Source organism: Streptomyces sp. NPDC050164, from assembly GCF_044459945.1.
In the GTDB taxonomy this organism is placed as follows: Bacteria; Actinomycetota; Actinomycetes; order Streptomycetales; family Streptomycetaceae; genus Streptomyces; species Streptomyces coeruleorubidus_A.
This window is the reverse complement of sequence record NZ_JBITJK010000039.1, coordinates 69,793-87,784: the sequence shown is the minus strand read 5'-3', so window position 1 is coordinate 87,784 and position 17,992 is coordinate 69,793. Positions and strand designations below refer to the sequence as shown.

17 protein-coding genes and 1 pseudogene are annotated in these 17,992 nt (G+C 72.3%); 5 read left to right on the top strand and 13 right to left on the bottom strand.

Features of this window, described 5'->3' with window-relative positions; translation table 11 throughout:
• Positions 1–52: 52 nt before the first annotated feature.
• From ACIBNA_RS36380 to ACIBNA_RS36360, 5 genes and pseudogenes are all read right to left on the bottom strand, one after another.
• Positions 53–1,267 carry an FG-GAP repeat protein gene (locus tag ACIBNA_RS36380; RefSeq protein WP_399169472.1) on the bottom strand — a complete coding sequence of 405 codons (1,215 nt, stop codon included), beginning with the start codon at positions 1,265–1,267 and terminating at the stop codon, positions 53–55.
• A 244-nt stretch (positions 1,268–1,511) separates the two neighbouring features.
• The gene (locus ACIBNA_RS36375) at positions 1,512–1,748 is read right to left on the bottom strand and encodes an alpha/beta hydrolase family protein (RefSeq protein WP_399169474.1); all 237 of its coding nucleotides are present in this window, start codon (positions 1,746–1,748) and stop codon (positions 1,512–1,514) included.
• A 136-nt stretch (positions 1,749–1,884) separates the two neighbouring features.
• Positions 1,885–2,430 (bottom strand): annotated as a pseudogene (locus ACIBNA_RS36370) (alpha/beta hydrolase); the annotation flags it as partial.
• Between the two features lie 163 nt (positions 2,431–2,593).
• Positions 2,594–3,181 (bottom strand): hypothetical protein, encoded by a 588-nt coding sequence (locus ACIBNA_RS36365; protein WP_399169471.1) that lies wholly within the window; start codon positions 3,179–3,181, stop codon positions 2,594–2,596.
• A 388-nt stretch (positions 3,182–3,569) separates the two neighbouring features.
• Positions 3,570–4,052, bottom strand: coding sequence for a hypothetical protein (locus ACIBNA_RS36360; RefSeq protein ID WP_399169470.1), 483 nt, complete (start codon positions 4,050–4,052; stop codon positions 3,570–3,572).
• A 426-nt stretch (positions 4,053–4,478) separates the two neighbouring features.
• Here ACIBNA_RS36360 and ACIBNA_RS36355 point away from each other — a divergent pair, with 426 nt between their 5' ends.
• Positions 4,479–4,862 (top strand): hypothetical protein, encoded by a 384-nt coding sequence (locus ACIBNA_RS36355; RefSeq protein WP_399169469.1) that lies wholly within the window; start codon positions 4,479–4,481, stop codon positions 4,860–4,862.
• An 18-nt stretch (positions 4,863–4,880) separates the two neighbouring features.
• Here ACIBNA_RS36355 and ACIBNA_RS36350 read toward each other — a convergent pair whose 3' ends face one another.
• A complete protein-coding gene (locus ACIBNA_RS36350) occupies positions 4,881–6,467 on the bottom strand; it encodes a GMC oxidoreductase (protein ID WP_399169468.1) in 1,587 nt (528 codons plus the stop codon).
• 163 nt (positions 6,468–6,630) lie between these two features.
• Complete coding sequence (locus tag ACIBNA_RS36345) at positions 6,631–7,773, bottom strand: glycosyltransferase family 4 protein (RefSeq protein ID WP_399169467.1); 1,143 nt, start codon at positions 7,771–7,773, stop codon at positions 6,631–6,633.
• A 118-nt stretch (positions 7,774–7,891) separates the two neighbouring features.
• Between ACIBNA_RS36345 and ACIBNA_RS36340 the strand changes: the two genes are divergently transcribed.
• The gene (locus ACIBNA_RS36340) at positions 7,892–9,127 is read left to right on the top strand and encodes a glycosyltransferase 87 family protein (protein WP_399169466.1); all 1,236 of its coding nucleotides are present in this window, start codon (positions 7,892–7,894) and stop codon (positions 9,125–9,127) included.
• Here the strand turns inward: ACIBNA_RS36340 and ACIBNA_RS36335 are convergent.
• A complete protein-coding gene (locus ACIBNA_RS36335) occupies positions 9,088–10,410 on the bottom strand; it encodes an MATE family efflux transporter (RefSeq protein ID WP_399169465.1) in 1,323 nt (440 codons plus the stop codon). The genes ACIBNA_RS36340 and ACIBNA_RS36335 overlap by 40 nt on opposite strands.
• Before the next feature lie 121 nt (positions 10,411–10,531).
• On the opposite strand from ACIBNA_RS36335, the gene ACIBNA_RS36330 reads away from it, so the two are divergent.
• Positions 10,532–11,062 (top strand): PadR family transcriptional regulator, encoded by a 531-nt coding sequence (locus ACIBNA_RS36330; RefSeq protein WP_399169464.1) that lies wholly within the window; start codon positions 10,532–10,534, stop codon positions 11,060–11,062.
• A gap of 268 nt (positions 11,063–11,330) precedes the next feature.
• Here ACIBNA_RS36330 and ACIBNA_RS36325 read toward each other — a convergent pair whose 3' ends face one another.
• From ACIBNA_RS36325 to ACIBNA_RS36305, 5 genes are all read right to left on the bottom strand, one after another.
• Complete coding sequence (locus ACIBNA_RS36325; RefSeq protein ID WP_399169463.1) at positions 11,331–12,515, bottom strand: hypothetical protein; 1,185 nt, start codon at positions 12,513–12,515, stop codon at positions 11,331–11,333.
• 33 nt (positions 12,516–12,548) lie between these two features.
• On the bottom strand, positions 12,549–13,562 hold the full coding sequence (locus tag ACIBNA_RS36320) for an NlpC/P60 family protein (RefSeq protein WP_399169462.1): 1,014 nt from the start codon (positions 13,560–13,562) through the stop codon (positions 12,549–12,551).
• A gap of 256 nt (positions 13,563–13,818) precedes the next feature.
• A complete protein-coding gene (locus tag ACIBNA_RS36315; protein WP_399169461.1) occupies positions 13,819–14,859 on the bottom strand; it encodes an NlpC/P60 family protein in 1,041 nt (346 codons plus the stop codon).
• 248 nt (positions 14,860–15,107) lie between these two features.
• Positions 15,108–16,457 carry an NYN domain-containing protein gene (locus ACIBNA_RS36310; RefSeq protein WP_274815694.1) on the bottom strand — a complete coding sequence of 450 codons (1,350 nt, stop codon included), beginning with the start codon at positions 16,455–16,457 and terminating at the stop codon, positions 15,108–15,110.
• A gap of 70 nt (positions 16,458–16,527) precedes the next feature.
• A complete protein-coding gene (locus tag ACIBNA_RS36305; RefSeq protein WP_020272953.1) occupies positions 16,528–16,767 on the bottom strand; it encodes a hypothetical protein in 240 nt (79 codons plus the stop codon).
• 159 nt (positions 16,768–16,926) lie between these two features.
• Here ACIBNA_RS36305 and ACIBNA_RS36300 point away from each other — a divergent pair, with 159 nt between their 5' ends.
• Positions 16,927–17,679 (top strand): rhomboid family intramembrane serine protease, encoded by a 753-nt coding sequence (locus tag ACIBNA_RS36300; protein WP_399169460.1) that lies wholly within the window; start codon positions 16,927–16,929, stop codon positions 17,677–17,679.
• Positions 17,676–17,957, top strand: a complete 282-nt coding sequence (locus ACIBNA_RS36295) for an Lrp/AsnC family transcriptional regulator (protein WP_030848030.1) — start codon at positions 17,676–17,678, stop codon at positions 17,955–17,957. The genes ACIBNA_RS36300 and ACIBNA_RS36295 overlap by 4 nt, the downstream gene beginning before the upstream one ends.
• Positions 17,958–17,992: the final 35 nt, after the last annotated feature.

Below are 17,992 nucleotides of genomic sequence, written 5' to 3'. Positions count from 1 at the left end.
GCCCGCTGGGCATCAGTCAGTGACAACGGCGGAATCTTCGGGCCCGGACGACTCATACCGAACCAACGACGAATCTCCGACTCAGGTCACTAGGGCCTGTCGTTTGGATCACGCCGCAGACGCGGAGTCTGGCACGCACCTCTGCGGCGGGAGTAGCCGCCGTGGCCGGCCCGATGAAGACGGCCGTGCCGTCGGTGCCGAGGCGGACCACGGTGCCGTTGCCGGAGTTCTCGCCGGGGGCGCCGACGGTCAGGTGGACGGCCGAGGTTCCTGAGTAGTCGCCGGCGGCGACCTCCGCGCCGAAGCGGTCGCCGGCCTCGGCGGCACCGGGGATCCCGTCCGCACCCTGGATGAAGGCCCGCGCGAAGGCCACGGCCAGGTCGGTGGTCAGCCGCAGGACCAGGGCGGAAGCGGCGTCGACACGAATGGTGCCCGCCACGCCGAGGTCCTCGCCGGGCAGTCCCGCCAGGACGTCCAGGACGCCGTCATCGTCGACATCGCGCGGTGCGACCGAGGCGCCCAGGGCGTCACCCGCTTTGGCGGTGCCGGGGATGCCTTCGGTGTCCTGGTGGACGGTGACGGTGTCGCCGGGATGGTTGAGGCCCCAGGCGTGGCCCCGCTTGATGGTGATCTGTCCGCCCGTCCGGCCCTGGGCGTCGGCGGCGATCGGCTGGCCCACCACCAGGTCGTCGCGGCCGTCCTTGTCGATGTCGCCGGCGTCGAGGGCACGGCCCGGGGGCACCTGGGCGCCGAATCCGCCGGTGAGGCCGTCCGGGCCGCCGGTGAACTCGACGACCTTGCCGATGCCGTGGGTGTCGACGGTGGTCACCGCCAGGTCGTCGTAACCGTCGCCGTCGAAGTCGCCGACGGCGCCGTCGATGGCGACGGCGGGGTCGAAGCCGACCCCGTGGGTGTGGACGCTGCCGGTGGCGCTGCCGCGCCACACGAGCCAGGAGCCGCTGCCGGCCGTACCGGGACCGAGGCCGATCGCGTCGTCGAGGCCGTCGCCGTCGACGTCCCCCACCTCCACGTCCGTGCCGAGCCGAGCCGAGTCCGGCGGCCCCCAGTGGGCGCCCGTGGTGAAGGACGTGCCCGCCGTCAGGCCCGAGGGTCCGGTCAGGACGGTGACCGAACCCCGGTCCGCGTTGCCGCTGGTGTCGTTCTCGCCGGGTGAGCCGACCACCAGGTCGAAGCGGCCGTCGCCGTCCAGGTCGCCGGAGGCGGTGGCGGCGCCGAAGCGGTCTCCGGGCTCGACGGCGCCGGGCACCGAGCCGGTGTCCTTTGTGAGCGTGCGGCGGCCGGTCGCGGTGGGGCCTGCGGTGGACCCGGCAGGACGGTCACCGAGCCCGCCGCGGAGGCGGCCTCGGGAGTTCCGGCGACCAGGTCGGAGGAACCCTAGGCGTCGAAGTCGTACGGCGTCCCGGGCCCCGCGGCGCGTGCGGGAAGAGCCGTCAGGCCGGACACGGCCAGCACGGCGCAGGCGACGAGGGCGAGCGCTCGCGCCTGCGCCCTCATGCCTTGCTCTTCAGCCAGGCGACGATGCGGTCGTACACGCCCGGCTCGCTCAGCAGGGAGCCGCCGTGCGCGGACCCGGCGACGACCTGCGTCTGGATCCGGCCGCTGGGCACCCCCTTGGCCGCGGCCGTGGCCTTCAGGTCGGTGGAGTGGACAGGCGGCACGAAGTCGTCTTCGGAGTGGATCAGGTACATGGGGGCGTCGGCCTGGTCGACCCAGTTCTTGGAGACCATGCTGCGCCAGGTGTCCCAGCAGGAGGGGTGGAGCGTGGTGGAGGTGTCGCCGGAGTCGGGGTAACAGCGGGCGAGGATAGTCGAGTTGTCGCGCAGTTTGCGCTTCTTGGCGTCGGTGTGTGTCGCCGTCGTTCCACGCCCGGTAGGGAGAGGCGACGGGCGAGAGGGCGACCACGCCCTTGAGCCGGAGGGCGCCCGCGCCGTGCGCCGCCGCGTCGGTGGCGAGCTGGCCGCCGGCCGAGGAGCCGAGGAGCAGCACACGGTCGGGGTCGACGTCGAACTCGGCGGCGTGGGAACGGATCCAGGCGACGGCATCGGCGACATCGTCCCGCTGGGCGGGCCACGCGGCCTCGAAGTTGAGCCGGTATTTGATGGCGAACACCTGGAAGCCCTCGGCGGCGAAGCGATCCGCGGAGGAGGACCAGTCGGTCTGGTGGTACCAATAGCCGCCGTGGATCAGCACCAGCGTCGGCTTGGGGCCGGAACTGCTCTGGTTCCAGTGGGCGTCGAGGGTCTGGCGCGGGTGGGTGCCGTACCGGTGGGTGGAGTTCGCGGCGCCGGCCTGCACGGTCTGTGTCGTGCGGGCCGACTGGGCGGCCGGGGCCGTCGATGCGGTGGTGGACAGGGCGGCGGCGCCGGTCACGGTGAGGGCGGCGAGTGCGGGCAGCAGTAAGCGGCGCATGGGTGTGTGCTTTCGGGCGGAGGAAACGGAAGAAGAGGTGAGTGGACGGTCGGTCCCGCGGCGGCATAAGGCGTGCCGCCGCGGGACCGACCGGGGTGAGGCCGGGGCGCGCGGCGTACGCGTGCCGCGGACTCGGCGGGTGTGACGCGGAAGCGTCGACGCGTCAGCGGATCACGGAGCCGAACGTCTCACCGGCTGCCGGCAGGCCGCCGGTGCCCGGCTGGAACGTCGTGACCGGCTGTGTGGCGCCGCCCAGGACGTTGGCCCACGGCACAGCGTGCGCGGATCCGTACGAGACGGGCCCGTTGGGCAGACCGAGGTAGAGCTCTAAACCGGCGGCGTGGAGCGCGGTGCCCACCTTCTGCGCGTTGCCCAGTGCGCCGGGGATGCCGAACTTGCCCGGGTACACGGTCGCGATGAAGGCGCCGTTGGTCAGGCTGAAGGTGTAGACCGTGCCGCCGTCGGTGGCGCCGGTGCTGTCCTCGCCGGGCACGCCCACCGCGAGCAGGGTGTTCTGCGCTGTGCTGACCGCGCCCGGGGCAATGTTCACAGCCGACAGGGACTGGCCGAAAGCGTCCCCGGCCTCGGTAGCGCCCGGGATACCGGGGGCGCCCTGGTAGATGCCGGAGATCTGGCTGACCACCGGCAAGGCGGCCGTCAGCCTGGAGCAGGGGTCCGGCACCGGGGTTCTTGCCTCGATGGCGTCCGAGGCCGGCGACCAGTTCGGCGCCGCCCTCGCCGCCGGCACCATGCTCGCCGGTGATCCGTACCTGGCCGTCGGCGCGCCCGGCGAGGACGCCGCCGGGGGCCTCAGCGATGCGGGCGGAGTCGTCTACGTGCGCGGCACCGGCGCCACCAACGTCCTGATCCACCAGGACAAGTCGGGCGTGCCGGGTGCCATGGAGGCGGGCGACAAGTTCGGCTCCACCATCGCCGGTTCGCCGCAGCACCTCGTGGTGGGCGCCCCGGGCGAGGCCATCGGCACGCTGGCCGCCGCCGGTGGTGTCTCCCTGTTCAGCCACACCCTCAACGCCGACAAGCGGCAGGGACGGCGTGTCCGCCTGCATGGGCGACACTGGCGGCCCGCTGGTCCGCTCGGCGGGCGGCACGCCCCAGCTGGTCGCCCTCAGCAGCCGCTCCTACCAGGGCGGTTGCTTCGGCATCGACGCGACCGAGACCCGCACCGGCTCGTACGTGGCGAGCGTCGCGCCGAACCGGTCCTTCGCCTCCGAGCCGCCAGGCACCGCGGCGAGGTCCTGGGTGAGCTCGGCGGTGCCCTTGCCAGGCATCGCCGCCCGAGTCGACGACCTGGCCGCCTGGGTGCGGACCAAGACGGCCGCGGCCCGCATCACCGACTTCAACTGCGACGGCGTCCGCGACACCGCGATCGCCGACCCCGACGCCTGGGTGAATCCGGTGGCCGTGAGACGGAAGGTGTCGACGCGGCCCGCGTTGGCGGCCTGGGAGCCGTCCTCACCCGGCGAGCCGACGGCCAGGATCGACTCGGTGCCGTTCGCGGAGGCGCCGGCCCGGTACTGCACCAGGGCCAGCGACCCGCCGAACCGGTCGTCGGCTTCCGCGCCGCCCTCGACGGTGTCGAGGTCCTGGTCGAGACCGGTCACGCCGGTCGGCAGCTGCGGTCGACGCCTGCTCGGCCGCCTTCAGCGCGTTGTCGGCGGCTCCGGTGGCCCCGTTGGCTGCTTCGGTGGCTTCCTTGGCCGCGTCCACTGCCTCGCTCGCGTTGTCGGCGGCCCGGTTGGCCGCCGTCGCCGCGGCCGTCGCGTGCGCGGCGGCGTCATTGGCCGCGTCCCGCGACTGCCGAGCGGCCTTGGCGGCCTGACCGGCGTTCGTCTGGGCGGCGTTGGCGGCTCGGGTGGCCTGGTCGGCGAGCCGCTTGGCGCGGGCCGCCGCGGCGGCTGCCTCGTTGCTCTTGGCCCCCGCCTCCCCGGCCCAGTGACCGGCGTCGGCGGCGGCGGCAGCGGCGTTGACGCCCGCGCTGGCCGCGGCCGCGGCCGCCTTCGCCGCGTTGGCCATCTTTGGCCACTTCCTTGACCGAGTTTGATCGGCGTTCCGCTGTGCACTGCCCCGACCGCCTCCGGGAACTCCTGCGGGAGCTGGACGACCCCGAGCACCTCGAACTCCCCCGGGACCATGACCTTCCGGCCGCCCGGGAGCGTTTCGACCAGCTGGCCGCCGCCCTGGAGCGGCGGTTCGGCTCGTCCGTGACGGCCGGCAGGGCGCAGGACGCGAGCTTCCACGGGTTCGTCACGGTCCCCGCCACGGCCACGGGTGCGGACCGAGCCCCCTGGAGGACGACGAGATTCCCGAAGAGATTCCGGCGACGCTGGCGGCCGAGTCCGGCGACGAGGACGAAGAAGAGGAAGAAGCACCACCCCCGGCCTGGTACGACCGGTACTTCCCGTTACATGTGAGACGTGGCCCGACCACCCTCAGGGCGCGGTGTCCTCGGCGAGGACCCGCGCCATCGTGCGTTCGGCGAGGGCCGTGATGGTCACGAAGGGATTGACCCCGATCGACCCGGGCACCAGCGAACCATCGGTGACGTACAGCCTGGAGTAGCCCTTCACCCGCCCGTAGTCGTCCGTGGCCCGGCCCAGTACGCAGCCGCCCAGTGGGTGGTAGGTGAAGTCGTCGGCGAAGACCTTGCTCGGCGAGCCGAACAGGTCGTACCGGTAGATCGTGGAGTTCGCCCTGTTGATCCGGTCGAACAGTTTCTTCGCCATGCCCACCGACACGGCGCTCTGCGCGGCGCTCCACCCGAGCCGCACGGCACCGGTCACGGAGTCGTACGAGAAGGACGCCCGCTCGGGGTTCTTGGTGATCGCCAGATAGAGGCTGACCCAGTGCTCGAGCCCCACGGGCAGGGGCGCGATCTCGGCGAAGACGGGATTGGCTGTGTTGGCCCAGTCGTCGATGCCCATGACCGGCATGGTCGACTGGTTCGCACCGACCGTGTCCCACACGTGGTTGGCCCGGCCGAGCATCACGTTGCCGTTGGTGCCCCAGCCGGTGCCGACGCCGGCGTCCAGGGCGGGGAGCGTGCCCGACTCCCGGGCGCGGACGAGGAGTTCGGTCGTACCGATGCTTCCGCCTCCGAGAAAGAGGTACGTGCAGCCGTACTCCTTGGTCTCGACGACTGTGCCGGTGTCGTCGATCCGCTGGGCGGTCAGTACGTACGTCCCGTCGGCCGCCCTGCTGATCGACGTCACCCGCTCCATGGTGTGGAGGGTGACGTTCCCGGTGCCGAGCGCGGAGGCGAGGTACGTCTTGTCGAGGCTGCGCTTGCCGTGGTTGTTGCCGTAGATGACCTCGCCCGCGAGAGCCGACTTGGTGGCCGTGCCGGCCGCCTCGCGCTCCATGTGGCCGAAGTCGTAGACGTTCGGCACGAAGGTGGTCTTCAGGCCGGCGTTGTCCGCGTGGGTGCGGGAGATCCGGGTGAAGCGGTACCACTCGGTGGTTTCGAACCACGCGGGGTCGATGGTGTTGACTCCCAGCATGGAGCGGGCGCGTGGGAAGTACGTGCTGTACATCTCCGCGATGTCCACGGTGGGGAACTGCTCGGCGAAGTAGGAGCGGAGCGGGGTAACCGCCATGCCGCCGTTGACCAGGGAGCCGCCGCCGACGCCCCGTCCGACGTACACGGACATGTGGTCGTAGTGCACCCGGTCCAGGACGCCCGGGTAGGCGCTGATGTCCCGGTTGACCAGGTCGAGCCAGAGGAACGTGGCGAGCGGGGCCTCGGTGCGGGTGCGGAACCACATGGAGCGCTGGTCCGGGGTGCGGGTGGAGCAGAAGATCCTGCCGTCGGGGCCGGGGGTGTTCCAGAGGCGGCCCATCTCGAGGACGACCGTGCGGATGCCGGCCTGGCCGAGGCGGAGGGCCGCCACGGCGCCGCCGTAGCCGGAACCGACGACGATGGCGGGGGCGGTGTCGACTGCGTCGGGCTCGGCGGCTCGGGCGGTTTGGAGGCCGATGCGGGTGAAGCCGAGGGTGGCTGCCGTTTGCAGGGCTGCCATGCCCAGGATTTGACGCCTTGTCAGCTGACGATGCATCAGGTTTGATGTCATGTGCGCAGCATCGGCGGATTTTTGGGTTCCGCCTAGTGGGGTGCCACCCTTCAGCGTCGGCGGCTGCGGTCCGTTGTGGTCGATCGCGCAGTTCCCCGCGCCCCTGGGGCATCTACAGCAAGTTTCTCAGGTGCTCCGCGAGCAGGTCCCAGCGCCACTTCTCCTCGACCCATTCCCTGCCCCGCTCCCCCATTCTGCGGCGCAGCTCGGCGTCTGCCAGGAGGGTGATGATGCGGTCGGCCGCCTCCTCGGCAGAGCCGCCGCGGACCACCCAGCCCGTCTCGCCGTCGAGGACCGCGTCCGGTGCGCCGCCCGAGTCGCCGGCGACGACCGGGAGGCCCGTCGCGGAGGCCTCCAGGTAGACGATGCCGAGGCCCTCGACGTCCAGGCCGCCGCGGCGGGTGCGGCAGGGCATGGCGAAGACGTCGCCGGCGCCGTAGTGGGCGGGCAGCTCCGCCCAGGGCACCGGGCCCGTGAAGCGGACGGAACCGGCGACGCCCGTGTCGTGGGCGAGCTTGCGGAGGTCCTTCTCGTACGGGCCGCCCCCGACGATCAGCAGCACGGCGTCCGGCTCGGCGGCCAGGATCCGTGGCATGGCCTGGATCAGGGTGTCCTGGCCCTTGCGCCGCACCAGCCGGGAGACGCACACCACCACCGGGCGGTCCGTCAGCCCGAGCCTCGCCCGGATCTCGTCGCCGCCCGACCCGGGGTGGAAGGTCTTCTCGTCGACGCCCGGCGGCAGCTGCGCCATCCGCGCGGCCGCCCGCGGGCTCAGCGCGCCGGCGATCCGGGAGCGCGTGTACTCGCCGAGATAGGTGATCGTGTCCGTGGAGTCGCCGATGCGGCGCAGCAGCTGCCGGGCGGCGGGCAGTTGCGCCCAGCCGGCCTCGTGCCCGTGCGTGGTGGCCACCAGACGTTCGGCGCCCGCGCTCCGCAGCGCCGGCGCCATCAGGCCGAGGGGGGCGGCCGCCCCGAACCACACCGAGGTGCACCCGTGTTCCCGCAGCAGCCCGACGGCCCGCCGGGTGACACCCGGCGTCGGCAGCAGCATGGTCGTACGGTCCCGTACGACGGTGAAGGGCTGCTCGGCGTCGAAGGCGGCGGTCGCCTCCAGGCCCTCCCGGCTCCGCTTCCAGGTCGACGCGTAGACGACCAGCCGCTGTGGGTCCAGCCGCAGCGCCATGTTGTGCAGAAACGCCTGGATGCCGCCGGGGCGGGGCGGGAAGTCGTTCGTCACGATCAGGGTCTTGCGCACGCCGCCGACCCTACCCAACCACTTCTCAGGGCCGTACGCGCCGGCAGGTGTGGCACGCTCACAGCTGTCGGGGACATCATGGCCTCCTCGACACGGCACGCGGACGGGCAGGGATCAGGTGAGGACGACGGGCACGAGGCGGTCCCTGGCATGTCTGCTGGTGGCTTGGTGTCTCACGAGGCTGGTGCTGCTGCTGTTCGTGCTGAAGGTGTACGTCTTCCCGGGCCCGGACGTGACGAGCGACGTGTCCGTGATCTACCAGGGCTGGTACGACGTCCTGCGCAGCGGAACGTTCCCTCAGGACGACGTCACCTGGCAGTACCCGCCCGCCGCCGCCCTGGCCATCCTCTCCCCCGGCCTGCTGCCCTTCCTGCCCTACGCGACCGCGTTCTTCGTGCTGGTCTGCGTCACCGACCTGGCCGTCCTGGCCCTGCTGGCGTACGCGGGCCGGCGCCCCGGCAGGTCGCTGCACGGCGCCTGGGTGTGGGTGGCGGGCGTGCCCCTGCTCGGTCCGACGGTGTACGCGCGCTACGACGTGATGGTCACGGCGGTGGCCGTGGCGGCACTGCTCGCGGGCGCCCGGTACTCCAGGGTGATGGGGGCGCTGGCTGCGTTCGGGGCGCTGCTGAAGGTCTGGCCGGCGATGCTCCTCCTGGCTGCCCGCCGACCCGCCTCCTGGGTGTCGGCCCTGGTGACCGGCATCGCGGTGACGGGCGTGTTCGCCCTGGTCATGCCGGGGGCGTTCGCCTTCCTGACCTTCCAGCGCGACCGGGGCACCGAGGTGGAGTCGCTCGGCGCGCTGGTCTTCCATGTCGCCCGGCACTTCGGCTGGGAGGGCGAGGTGCGGCTGAACTACGGCTCGATCGAGTTCCTCGGGCCGTATGTGAGCGAGGTGAGCACGGGCGCGCTGTTCCTGACGGGGGCGGCGTTCGGCTGGCTGGTGCTGTGGCGGCTGCTGGCCCGGCACTTCGAGGAGCACACGCTCGCCGACGCGGCCTTCGTGGCGGTGCTGATGTTCACCACCACCAGCCGGGTGATCAGCCCGCAGTACATGGTGTGGCTGGTCGGGCTGGCAGCGGTGTGCCTGTACTTCCCCGGGAGCCGGATGCGGCTGCCGGTCGGGCTCGTCCTGGTGGCGTGCTTCGTGACGGTGCTGGAGTTCCCGCTCTACTTCGGCAACGTGGTGGCCAGCGACGGACTCGGGCTGACCCTGCTGTTCCTGCGCAACGGCCTCCTGGTGGCCGCCGCGCTCCTCGCGGCCCGCGCCCTGTGGCGGGCGACGGTGCCGCGCACGGCCCCCGCTCCCGTGCCCGCTCAGCCCACCCGCACCGACGAGACCCCGGTCTCCACCTGAGCCGGAGCCCGCCGGAACAGTACGCCCGCGAGCACACACTGCATCGCCGCCGCCACCGCCAGCGCGAGGCACACACCGGGCAGCCCGAGCCCCGTCAGGCCGTACGCGAGCGGCAGCTGGACCGCCGTTCCGAGCACGGTCACGCGCAGCAGCCTCGGGGCGTCCCCGCTGCCCTCGAAGACCCCGCCGAGCGCGATGAGGCAGGCCATCAGCAGCAGGTAGGGCCCGACGCAGCGCAGGAACAGCACACCCTCGCCCGCGACCCCGGGTCCGGCGCCGAAGGCGGCCATGAGCCACGGGGCGGTGACGGCCAGCAGTACGGCCGCGGCGAGGCCGATGGCTCCGGAGACGAGCACGGCCTGCCGTCCGATCTCCCGGCGCGCGTCCCTTCCCTCACCCCGCGTGTGCGCGGTGTGGATGGACGCGGCCTGGCGGACGGCGTAGAAGGCCATGGTCGCCACGTACATGACCTTGTAGGCGATGGAGTACGCGGCCACCGCCGTCACCCCGAGCCGCGCCACGATCGCGACCAGGACCAGGGCGCCCGCCTGCCGCACGGTGAAGTCGGCGGACATGGGCAGGCCGGTCGTCAGCGTCCGGCGCAGGGAGACGGCCAGGGACTCATCCGGTGCCGCACCGCGGGCGCTGCGCAGCAGTGCGTTGCGCCGGAGCGCGACGAGTCCGGCCCCGAGCGCCACGGACCGGCACAGCACCGTGGAGGCGGCGGCGCCCTGGACGCCGTAGAGGTGGATGAGGAACGGGTCGAGGGCCAGGATCAGGCCGTTGGACAGCAGGGCGAGCCGCATCGGGGTCCTGGTGTCGCCGGCGCCCTTGAGGATGCCGTCGACGAGTTGCTGGGCGAAGAAGACGGCCACGCCGGGCATGGAGAGCGCGAAGTACGCGACGGCGAGCGGGAGGGCGGCGCCGTCGGCCCCGCCCAGCACCAGCCGGGCCAGTGGTTCGCGACCGAGCAGGCCGCCCGCCACCACCAGGGGTGTCACCAGCGCCCACAGCGCCCAGCCGCCGCGCACGGCCGCCCGTACGGCGGCGGGGTCGCGGGCGCCCCGGGCGTGTGCGACCAGCACGGTCGTGCCGGAGCCGAAGACCAGGGCGATGCCGAGCAGCACGTTCTCCGTGGTGGTCGCCACGGCCACGGCGGCCACGGCCGGACCGCCCAGCCGGGCGACCCAGACGGTGTTGATGATCCCGGCGGCGACGGACGCCAGGAGCGAGAGGTAGACGGGGCGGGCGAGCTGGAGGAGTTGCCTGCGGTGGGCGTTCACGGTGACTGTCCCCCTGGGTCCTGGCGAACCTCGGTCCTGGTGAACCTCGGTCCGAGCTAGCTCGATTCGAGGTAGCTCGTTAAGAGGTAGCATGAGGGCTCACGCACTCGCAAGGAGGACCATGCTGGAGCTGTCGATCCTGGGCTTCCTGGCCGAGGAGCCGCTGCACGGCTATGAGCTCAAGGAGCGGATCAAGGCGCTGACCGGCCATGTCCGGCCGGTGAGCGACGGCGCGCTCTACCCGGCGATCACCCGCCTGGTCGGGGCGGGCCTGCTCGACCAGCGCACCGAGCCGGGCGCGAGCGCGGCCCCGCGCCGGATCCTCGCCCTCACCGACCGGGGCCGCGAGGAACTGCTGGAGCGACTGCGCCGTCCGAAGCAGACCGAGATCACCGACCACGTCCGCTTCAACACGGTCCTGGCGTTCCTGCGACACCTGCCCGACCGGCACGAGCAGGCCGCGGTGCTGCGCCGCCGGCTGGACTTCCTTCAGACCCCGACGAGCTTCTTCTACGACTCCGGCAAGCCGGTCCGCGCCGAGGAGGCGGACGACCTGTTCCGCCAGGGCATGCTCAGGGTCGCCCGCGCGACGGGCGAGGCGGAACGGGCCTGGCTGCGGGAGGCCATCGCGCTGCTCGAACAGCCGGGTTGAGACCGCGGGGCCGAGCCGGGCCTCCGACGACCGGGGCCGCCCACGCTCCGACCAGACGACCCGGGCTCCCGCGATGCGGCCCCGCCACACCCCGACCGCCCAAGCCGAACCCACGACACTCCGGCCCCGCCACACCCCGACCACCCCAGCCGGACCCACGGCGGCCGGGGCCGGCCAGCCCCGCTCGGCCGAGCCGGGCCCACCGCGGTCCGGCCGGCCACTGCACCATCAGCCGATATGGACCCGTCGGCCGCCCCACCCAGCCCGATCAGCCCAGTTGAACCCTCAGGTAGTCCCGCCACTCCTCCGTGAAGGCCTCCGGCGTCGTCCCCAGCACCTCGCGCATGGCCTGCTCCACCGCCCCGGCCCGCTTCCGGTGCTCCCCGACGGCCCGGTAGAACTCGCCGAGCCGGGACTCGCCCCAGCGGTCGGCGATCAACCGGCACGCCGTCCAGCCGCCCTCGTAGGCCCGGGCCAGACGGCTCGCGTCGCCGGTGAAGCCGAAGTCCTCGTCGTCCGGGAGGGCGGACGGGATCTGGCCCTGGGTCACCGCGCGGGACAGTTCGGGCGCGGCCTCGGGCGGCGTGCGGCCGGCGGCCCGGTAGCCGACCCAGTCGGCGTAGCCCTCGGACAGCCAGAGCGGGGTGGCGGGGGTGGTGTGGGCGCGGGTGGCGACATGGGTGGTCTCGTGGGTGACGACGACCTGCTCGCCGACGGTGCCGAGGAGGGCGAACGCGTCCGGATTGACGATGACGCGGTCCGCGGGCGCCTGTGCGGGTGCGCCCGTCTCGCCGGTGGTGACCGCCGCGATCCCACGGTAGGAGGAGGCGGGTGAGCCGAGCAGCCCCGCCATCGCCTCCAGTGACTTCGGTACGAGCAGAACCACGCGCCGGCCCCAGTCCGCGCCCCACGCCTCCGAGACGGCGGGCACCGCACGGTCGGCCAGGTCCGCGAAGCCGCGCAGCGACCGCCCGGACTGCCCGACGCCGAGGACCAGGCTGCGCTCGCCCCGGACGACCTGTACGGGCCCCTGGTCCCAGAGTTGCTGGGCGGACTTCCTCGCGGGCCGGTCGGCGTCGACGGACCACTGCCCGTCCGCGTCGCGGCTGAGCCGCAGAGTGCGGCCGGCGGTCACCGGTGCCCGGTCGTACCCCGCGACGCGGTAGCGCAGTTCGGCGTCGGCGGTGGCCGTGTCGCCGGTGCGGCGCAGGCCGGTCACGCGGTACGACCAGTCGGCCAGGGGCAGCGCGCGCACGTGGGCGAAATCCGCCCCCGTGCCGGTGCGCGCGTAGGCCCGCTCGTCGTGGTCGAGGACCGCTGCGGCCCGCCGGTCGAGGAGCCGCTGGACGTCGGCCGTGGCGCTGTCGGCTGCGGACCGGCCCCCGCATCCGGTCAGGAAGACGAGCAGCACGACGAGCGCCACCACCGGGGACCTTGACCTTCGACCAGCCACGTTCCCGATCGTACGGGCGCCCGGCCGCGCCGGTCAGACCCTCGTGACCGACGAGACCGGCATCATCCCGACCGGGTCGTAGCGCACGGGCGCGCCGGGGTAGGGCGCGTGGATGACCTGGCCGTTGCCCATGTACATCCCGACATGGCTGGCGTCGGACCGGTAGACGACCAGATCACCGGGGCGCGCCTGGGACAGCGGGACCTGTCGGCCGGCGTACCGCTGGGCCTGCGAGGTGCGCGGCAGGGAGACCCCGGCCTGCGCGTACGACCACTGCATCAGGCCCGAACAGTCGAAGCCGGAGGGGCCGTTGGCGCCCCAGATGTAGGGCTTGCCGAGCGCGCTGCGGGCGGCGGCGACGGCGGTGGCCCCGCGTCCCGAGGCGGCCGTGGCGCTGCCGAGGTCGGGGATGCCGTCGCGGCCGGAGCGGGAGGCACGGTCGTAGGCGTCGCGCTCGTTGTCCGGAAGGGAGTCGAGCAGCCGGCGGGCCGTGGCGAGCTTCCGCCCGACGGTCTTCTTGTGGGCGGCGACGGCCTTGCGGCTCTTGTCCAGTTCGCGGAGCTTGCCCGCGGTCTCCTCGCGGTCCTGGGCGAGTTCACGCATGGCCTCCTGAAGCTCCTTCAGCTCACCGGCCTGGTGGGCCGTGATGCGGTCCAGCCGGGAGGCCTTGTCGAGGTAGTCGTCCGGGTCGTCGGAGAACAGCAGGGCGAGGGACGGGTCGATGCCGCCCGACCGGTACTGGGCGCCGGCGAGCGAACCGAGCGACTCCCGCATGGAGTTGATGCGCTGCTGCTGCCGGGCGATCCGGTCCTGGGCGGTGCCGACCTCCTCACGCAGTTCGTCGGCGCGCTCGTCGGCCTCGTTGTAGACCTCGGTCGCCTTCTCGGCCTGCTCGTAGAGGCGCTCCATCTTGGCCCGGGTGTCGTCGTACGGTGCGGCCGCGGCCGGTACCGCGCCCAGGGCGGTGGCCGCGACGGAGAGGAAGCTGACCGCGACACTGGCGCCCCGGTCGAACCCGGACGGCGCAAAGCGGCATTGGGACCCCACGGGAAGCCGCACTCCTTCCGCTGACGGACTAGGAAACGCGGCAGACAGTAGCCCCGCGACGCAGGGCCGCCAACGACCATCCGTGGTATTTCCGTGGGTATGCGACACCACGCCCCGCCACTGACGCAGGTCACTGGCGGGGCGTGGGCTCAGTCGAGGCGGTCGCGATTCGCCCGAACGGCGGACACGGTGTCCCGATCTTGAAGACGCCGGGGGTCGGTCGGGGCCGTCGAGCGGAGTGCGGGAGTCCGGGACGTCAGACGCGGACGCCGAACATGAAGGGGCCGCCGATGGTGTCCATCGACTCGTAGCGGACGACCGTGCCGGTGCGCGGGGCGTGGATGATCTGCCCGTTGCCGGCGTAGAGGCCGACGTGGTGCAGGTCGTCGAAGAAGAAGACCAGGTCGCCGACCTTGAGCTGGCTGACCGAGTAGATCTTGGTGCCGATCTGGGACTGCGCCTCGGAGGTACGCGGGATCTGCACGCCGGCGGCGGCGTACGCCCGGGAGGTGAGGCCGGAGCAGTCGTAGGAGCTCATGCCGGTGGCGCCGTAGACGTAGGGCTTGCCGAGCTGGCTCTGGGCGAAGGCGTAGGCCGCGGCGGCCCGGCCCGAGCTGGGCGGGACGTTGCCGGTGAGGGCGTCGCGCTCGCTGGCCCGGCTGGCGCGGCTCTGCTCGGCGGCGAGTGCCGCCTTCTCGGCTGCGGTGAGGCTGTTGAGGAGCTTCTGCGCGGAGGCGAGCTTGCCCTGGACTTCCTTCTTCTTCTTGCCCAGCTCGGTGCGGGTGGAGGCGAGGTCCTTGAGCTTCTCGGAGGCCTCGGCGCGCTCCTGGGCGAGTTCGCGCTGCTTCTCCTGGACCTTCTTCAGCGCCTCGACCTGCTGGCTGCTCAACTGGTCGAGCGTGGAGGCCTTGTCGAGGTAGTCGTCCGGGTCCGCAGAGAGGAAGAGCTGCACGGAGGGGTCGATGGAGCCGGACCGGTACTGCGACGCGGCCGCGAGGCCCAGGCTGTCGCGCAGCTCGTTGAGCTCCTCCTGGCCGCGGGCGACGTTGTCCTGGATGGTGGAGATCTCCTTCTGGAGCTTCTCCTGCTTCTCCTTGGCCCCGTTGTACTTCTCGGTGGCCTGCTCCGCCTCTTCGTAGAGCTTGTCGACCTTGGCCTTGACCTCGTCCTTGCTCGGCTTCTCACTGGGAGCGGCATTGGCGGCCTGCGAGCTGAAGGCGACGGCAGCGGCAGCGGCGGTGGTCAACACGGTCACACGTGCGCGGCTCGGCTGCTTGGGACGACGGTGGGACGCCACGGGTGACAAGCTCCTTCTCGGCCCCTCCGCCGTCGCTCCCAGTGAGCGATCACCCGAGCGGAGGTTCGGGGCCTGACCCTAGTGACCTTCCTGTGATCAGTTCAAATCCTCAGATGAAAAATCGCGTCACGGTAGGCCAACTTTTCCCCTCGACTCACAGGCAGTGAGGAACACTTGACTCAACGTGGCACACATGTCTCATCAATTCAGGCATTGCGCCCGGACGTTACGTATCGCCCGCACGGTTCCTAAGCTCGCGAAAGACGCTTCAGCAGCATCGCCGAGGCCACGGGCCGGGCGCCCGCGCGGGCCACGCCGTCGGCGACCTCGCGGTCGGTGGAGGCCACGATGACCGGCCGGCCGGGCGGTTCGGCGCGCACCAGTTGGCGGATCAGCTCGTCGGCGGTGACACCCGGCTTCGAGAACAGCACCCGTACCCCGCGCGGCGGCGCGAGCAGTACCGGCGCGGCCAGTTCGGCCCCGTCGAAGACGCACGTCACCTCGGCGCCGCTCTGCGCCGCCAGTTGCGAGAGCTGCCCCAGCAGCCTCAGGCGCTGCTTCTCCAGCGGCATCTGCGGATAGCCGGTCTTGGTGACGTTGTAGCCGTCGACGACCAGATGGGCCTGCGGCAGCGCCAGCAGCTGGTCGAGGACCTGCGGGTCGTTCTCGGACAGGGCGCGGGCGGCGATGTCCTTGGGGCTCATCCGGCCCGGCTCGACGGCGTCCACGGTCTCGGCGGGCCGCACCGACACCGGCGGCAGGGCCAGTTCGCGGCGGAGCCCCTGGGTGGCGTCCAGCAGGGTGTCCAGCAACAGCCGTACCCGCATGTCCTCCACGCTGCGGCCCTCGCGCGCCGCCCGGCGCGCCGCCTCCAGGGCGGCCTCGGTCTCGCCCAGCCGGGCCTTGAGCCGCCGGGTCTCGCTCTCGGCGGCGGACACCTGGGCCTGCCCCTCGGCGCGGACGGCCTCGATCTCGCCGTGCGCCTTGCGCAGGGCGGCCTCGCCGCGCTTGACGTCGCTGACGGCGGCGCGGAGCTTGCGGTGCAGCGACTCGGCTTCCTTCTTGGCCGATTCCAGCTCCGTGCGCAGCCGCTCCGTCTCGGCCCTGGTGTGGTCACGGGCGCGGGCCAGCTCGGCGCGCAGCCGCTCCAGCTCGGCCCGGTTCTCCTCGTCGGCCCGCTCGGCGTCGGCCCGCTGGGCCTCCTCGCCGGCGGCGGTCACGAGCTTCACCCAGCCGGGCGGCCGCAGTACGTAGGCCGCGGCCGCCACGTCGAGCGGGTCCGCGGCCGGGGGCGGGGAGCCTGAGTCGAGGGCGCCGGTCAGTTCCGGCTGGGCCTCTCTGAGCTTCTCCCCGATGCGCTGCCGGAACAGCGGGTCGGTCTCCAGCGCCGCGGCCATGGCGTTGCCGGCGAACTTGGCCCGGCGGTTCGGGGCGAACCGGGCGTACTGCCTGAGCTGCGCGGGCAGCTCGCCGACCGTCAGCGAACCGAAGCCGTCGGAGACGATCTGGACGACCCTGCGGCGCACACCGTCGGGCAGCGGACGGTCGAGCACCTCGGCGGCGCCGTCGCCCGGCCCCCCGCCCGTGGTCTCCACCATCCGTCACACCCCAATTCTTGCGGGGCCGTCCCCCACTCTCGACTTCGCCCGAGCGGGGGGACCCCCATCGTCAGGAGCCGGCACCCGGCCTGTCCACGAGTTCCACCTGGTCCACCGCGTTGCACCAGCGGCAGCGCACCGACTCGATGGTCTCACTGAGCACCTCGCGCTCCTCGACCTTCGGCTCTCCGGCCAGGTCGAGGTGGACGTACTCGACGACCTTCGACGAGCGGGTCACGTCGAACCTCGTGAGGTTGCCGCAGAGGGCGCAGCGCCACCGCGTCGAGGCGGTCGGCAGGGGAACCGTCATCGTGGCCTGTTCTCTTTCCTTCTAGTGTCCGTGACGCCACCGGCATCCCCGGTGCGTGTGGCTCGTAACCCTACGGCCTGGCGGGTCCTCGCCGCCCGCGCGTCCACGGCGGCGAGGCGGTCTGTGCGGTTGCGTCCGGTTACGTCATGCTCTGTGTCCATGATCAGCAAGTGGAGTGCGTCGATCGTCCGGGCCGGCAGATCGGTCCGGGGGGCGTCGGCGCCGGTGACGTACTCACTGATCGCTCTGTGCTGCGCGGTCTTCCTGGCCGGCCCCGCCTCGGGCCTCAGTCCGGCGTACGGCACGGGCGACGACCTGCTCGCCGCGCAACGCGCCTATTTCCGGCGCTGGGGCGTGATCCCCGCAGAACTGTTCGAGGGATCCGCCGGATCGGCCCTCACCCCCGCGACGGCCCTCTTCGTCCACGGCAGCTGGGTGCACCTGCTCGGCAACATGCTCTTCCTCTACGTCTTCGGGGCGATGACCGAGGAACGGATGGGCCGGGTGCGGTTCACCCTGTTCTATGTCGGCTGCGGCCATCTGGCCCTGCTGGGCTACGCCGCCGCCAACGCGGACTCCGAGCAGTCCCTGGTCGGTGCCTCGGGGGCGATCTCGGCGGTCCTCGGTGCCTTCCTGTACCTGTTCCCCCGGGCCAGGGTGACCAGTCTCCTGCCGTTCCTCTTCTTCCTGCCGGTGCGCTTCCCGGCCTGGATCGTGCTGCCGTTCTGGGCGGCGCTGCAGTGGCTGGCGGCGGGGCGGGCCTCGGACGGACCGGGCGTGGCCTACCTAGCCCACCTGATCGGATTCGGGCTCGGCTTCGGCTATGCGTCGGTCCGCTACGGCCGTCCCACCAGCCCTACTAGAGTGAAGGCCGCCCCTGCTCCGGCCCCCGAGGGAGAGAACCAGCCGTGATCACCGCGATCGTCCTCATCAAGACCAGCGTGGACCGGATCCCCGAGATCGCGGAGTCGATCGCCGCGCTGGACAGCGTCAGCGAGGTCTTCTCCGTCACCGGCACCTACGACCTCATCGCGATGGTCCGGGTGAAGGAGCACGAGGACCTGGCGGAGGTCATCCCCGGCCGGATCAGCAAGATCCCCGGGGTGGAGGGGACCGACACGCACGTGGCGTTCCGTACGTACTCGCAGCACGACCTGGAGGCGGCGTTCTCGATCGGGCTGGACAACTGAGGACCGCTCCCGGATGCGGAGCTCCCGGATGAAGA

Coding starts and splice junctions, on each gene's coding strand:
- ACIBNA_RS36350 (WP_399169468.1), bottom strand. CDS start 6,467: ATGGCAGCCCTGCAAACGGCAGCCACCCTCGGCTTCACCCGCATCGGC.
- ACIBNA_RS36305 (WP_020272953.1), bottom strand. CDS start 16,767: ATGACGGTTCCCCTGCCGACCGCCTCGACGCGGTGGCGCTGCGCCCTC.
- ACIBNA_RS36310 (WP_274815694.1), bottom strand. CDS start 16,457: ATGGTGGAGACCACGGGCGGGGGGCCGGGCGACGGCGCCGCCGAGGTG.
- ACIBNA_RS36365 (WP_399169471.1), bottom strand. CDS start 3,181: ATGGTGCCGGCGGCGAGGGCGGCGCCGAACTGGTCGCCGGCCTCGGAC.
- ACIBNA_RS36300 (WP_399169460.1), top strand. CDS start 16,927: ATGATCAGCAAGTGGAGTGCGTCGATCGTCCGGGCCGGCAGATCGGTC.
- ACIBNA_RS36330 (WP_399169464.1), top strand. CDS start 10,532: ATGCTGGAGCTGTCGATCCTGGGCTTCCTGGCCGAGGAGCCGCTGCAC.
- ACIBNA_RS36375 (WP_399169474.1), bottom strand. CDS start 1,748: ATGGTCTCCAAGAACTGGGTCGACCAGGCCGACGCCCCCATGTACCTG.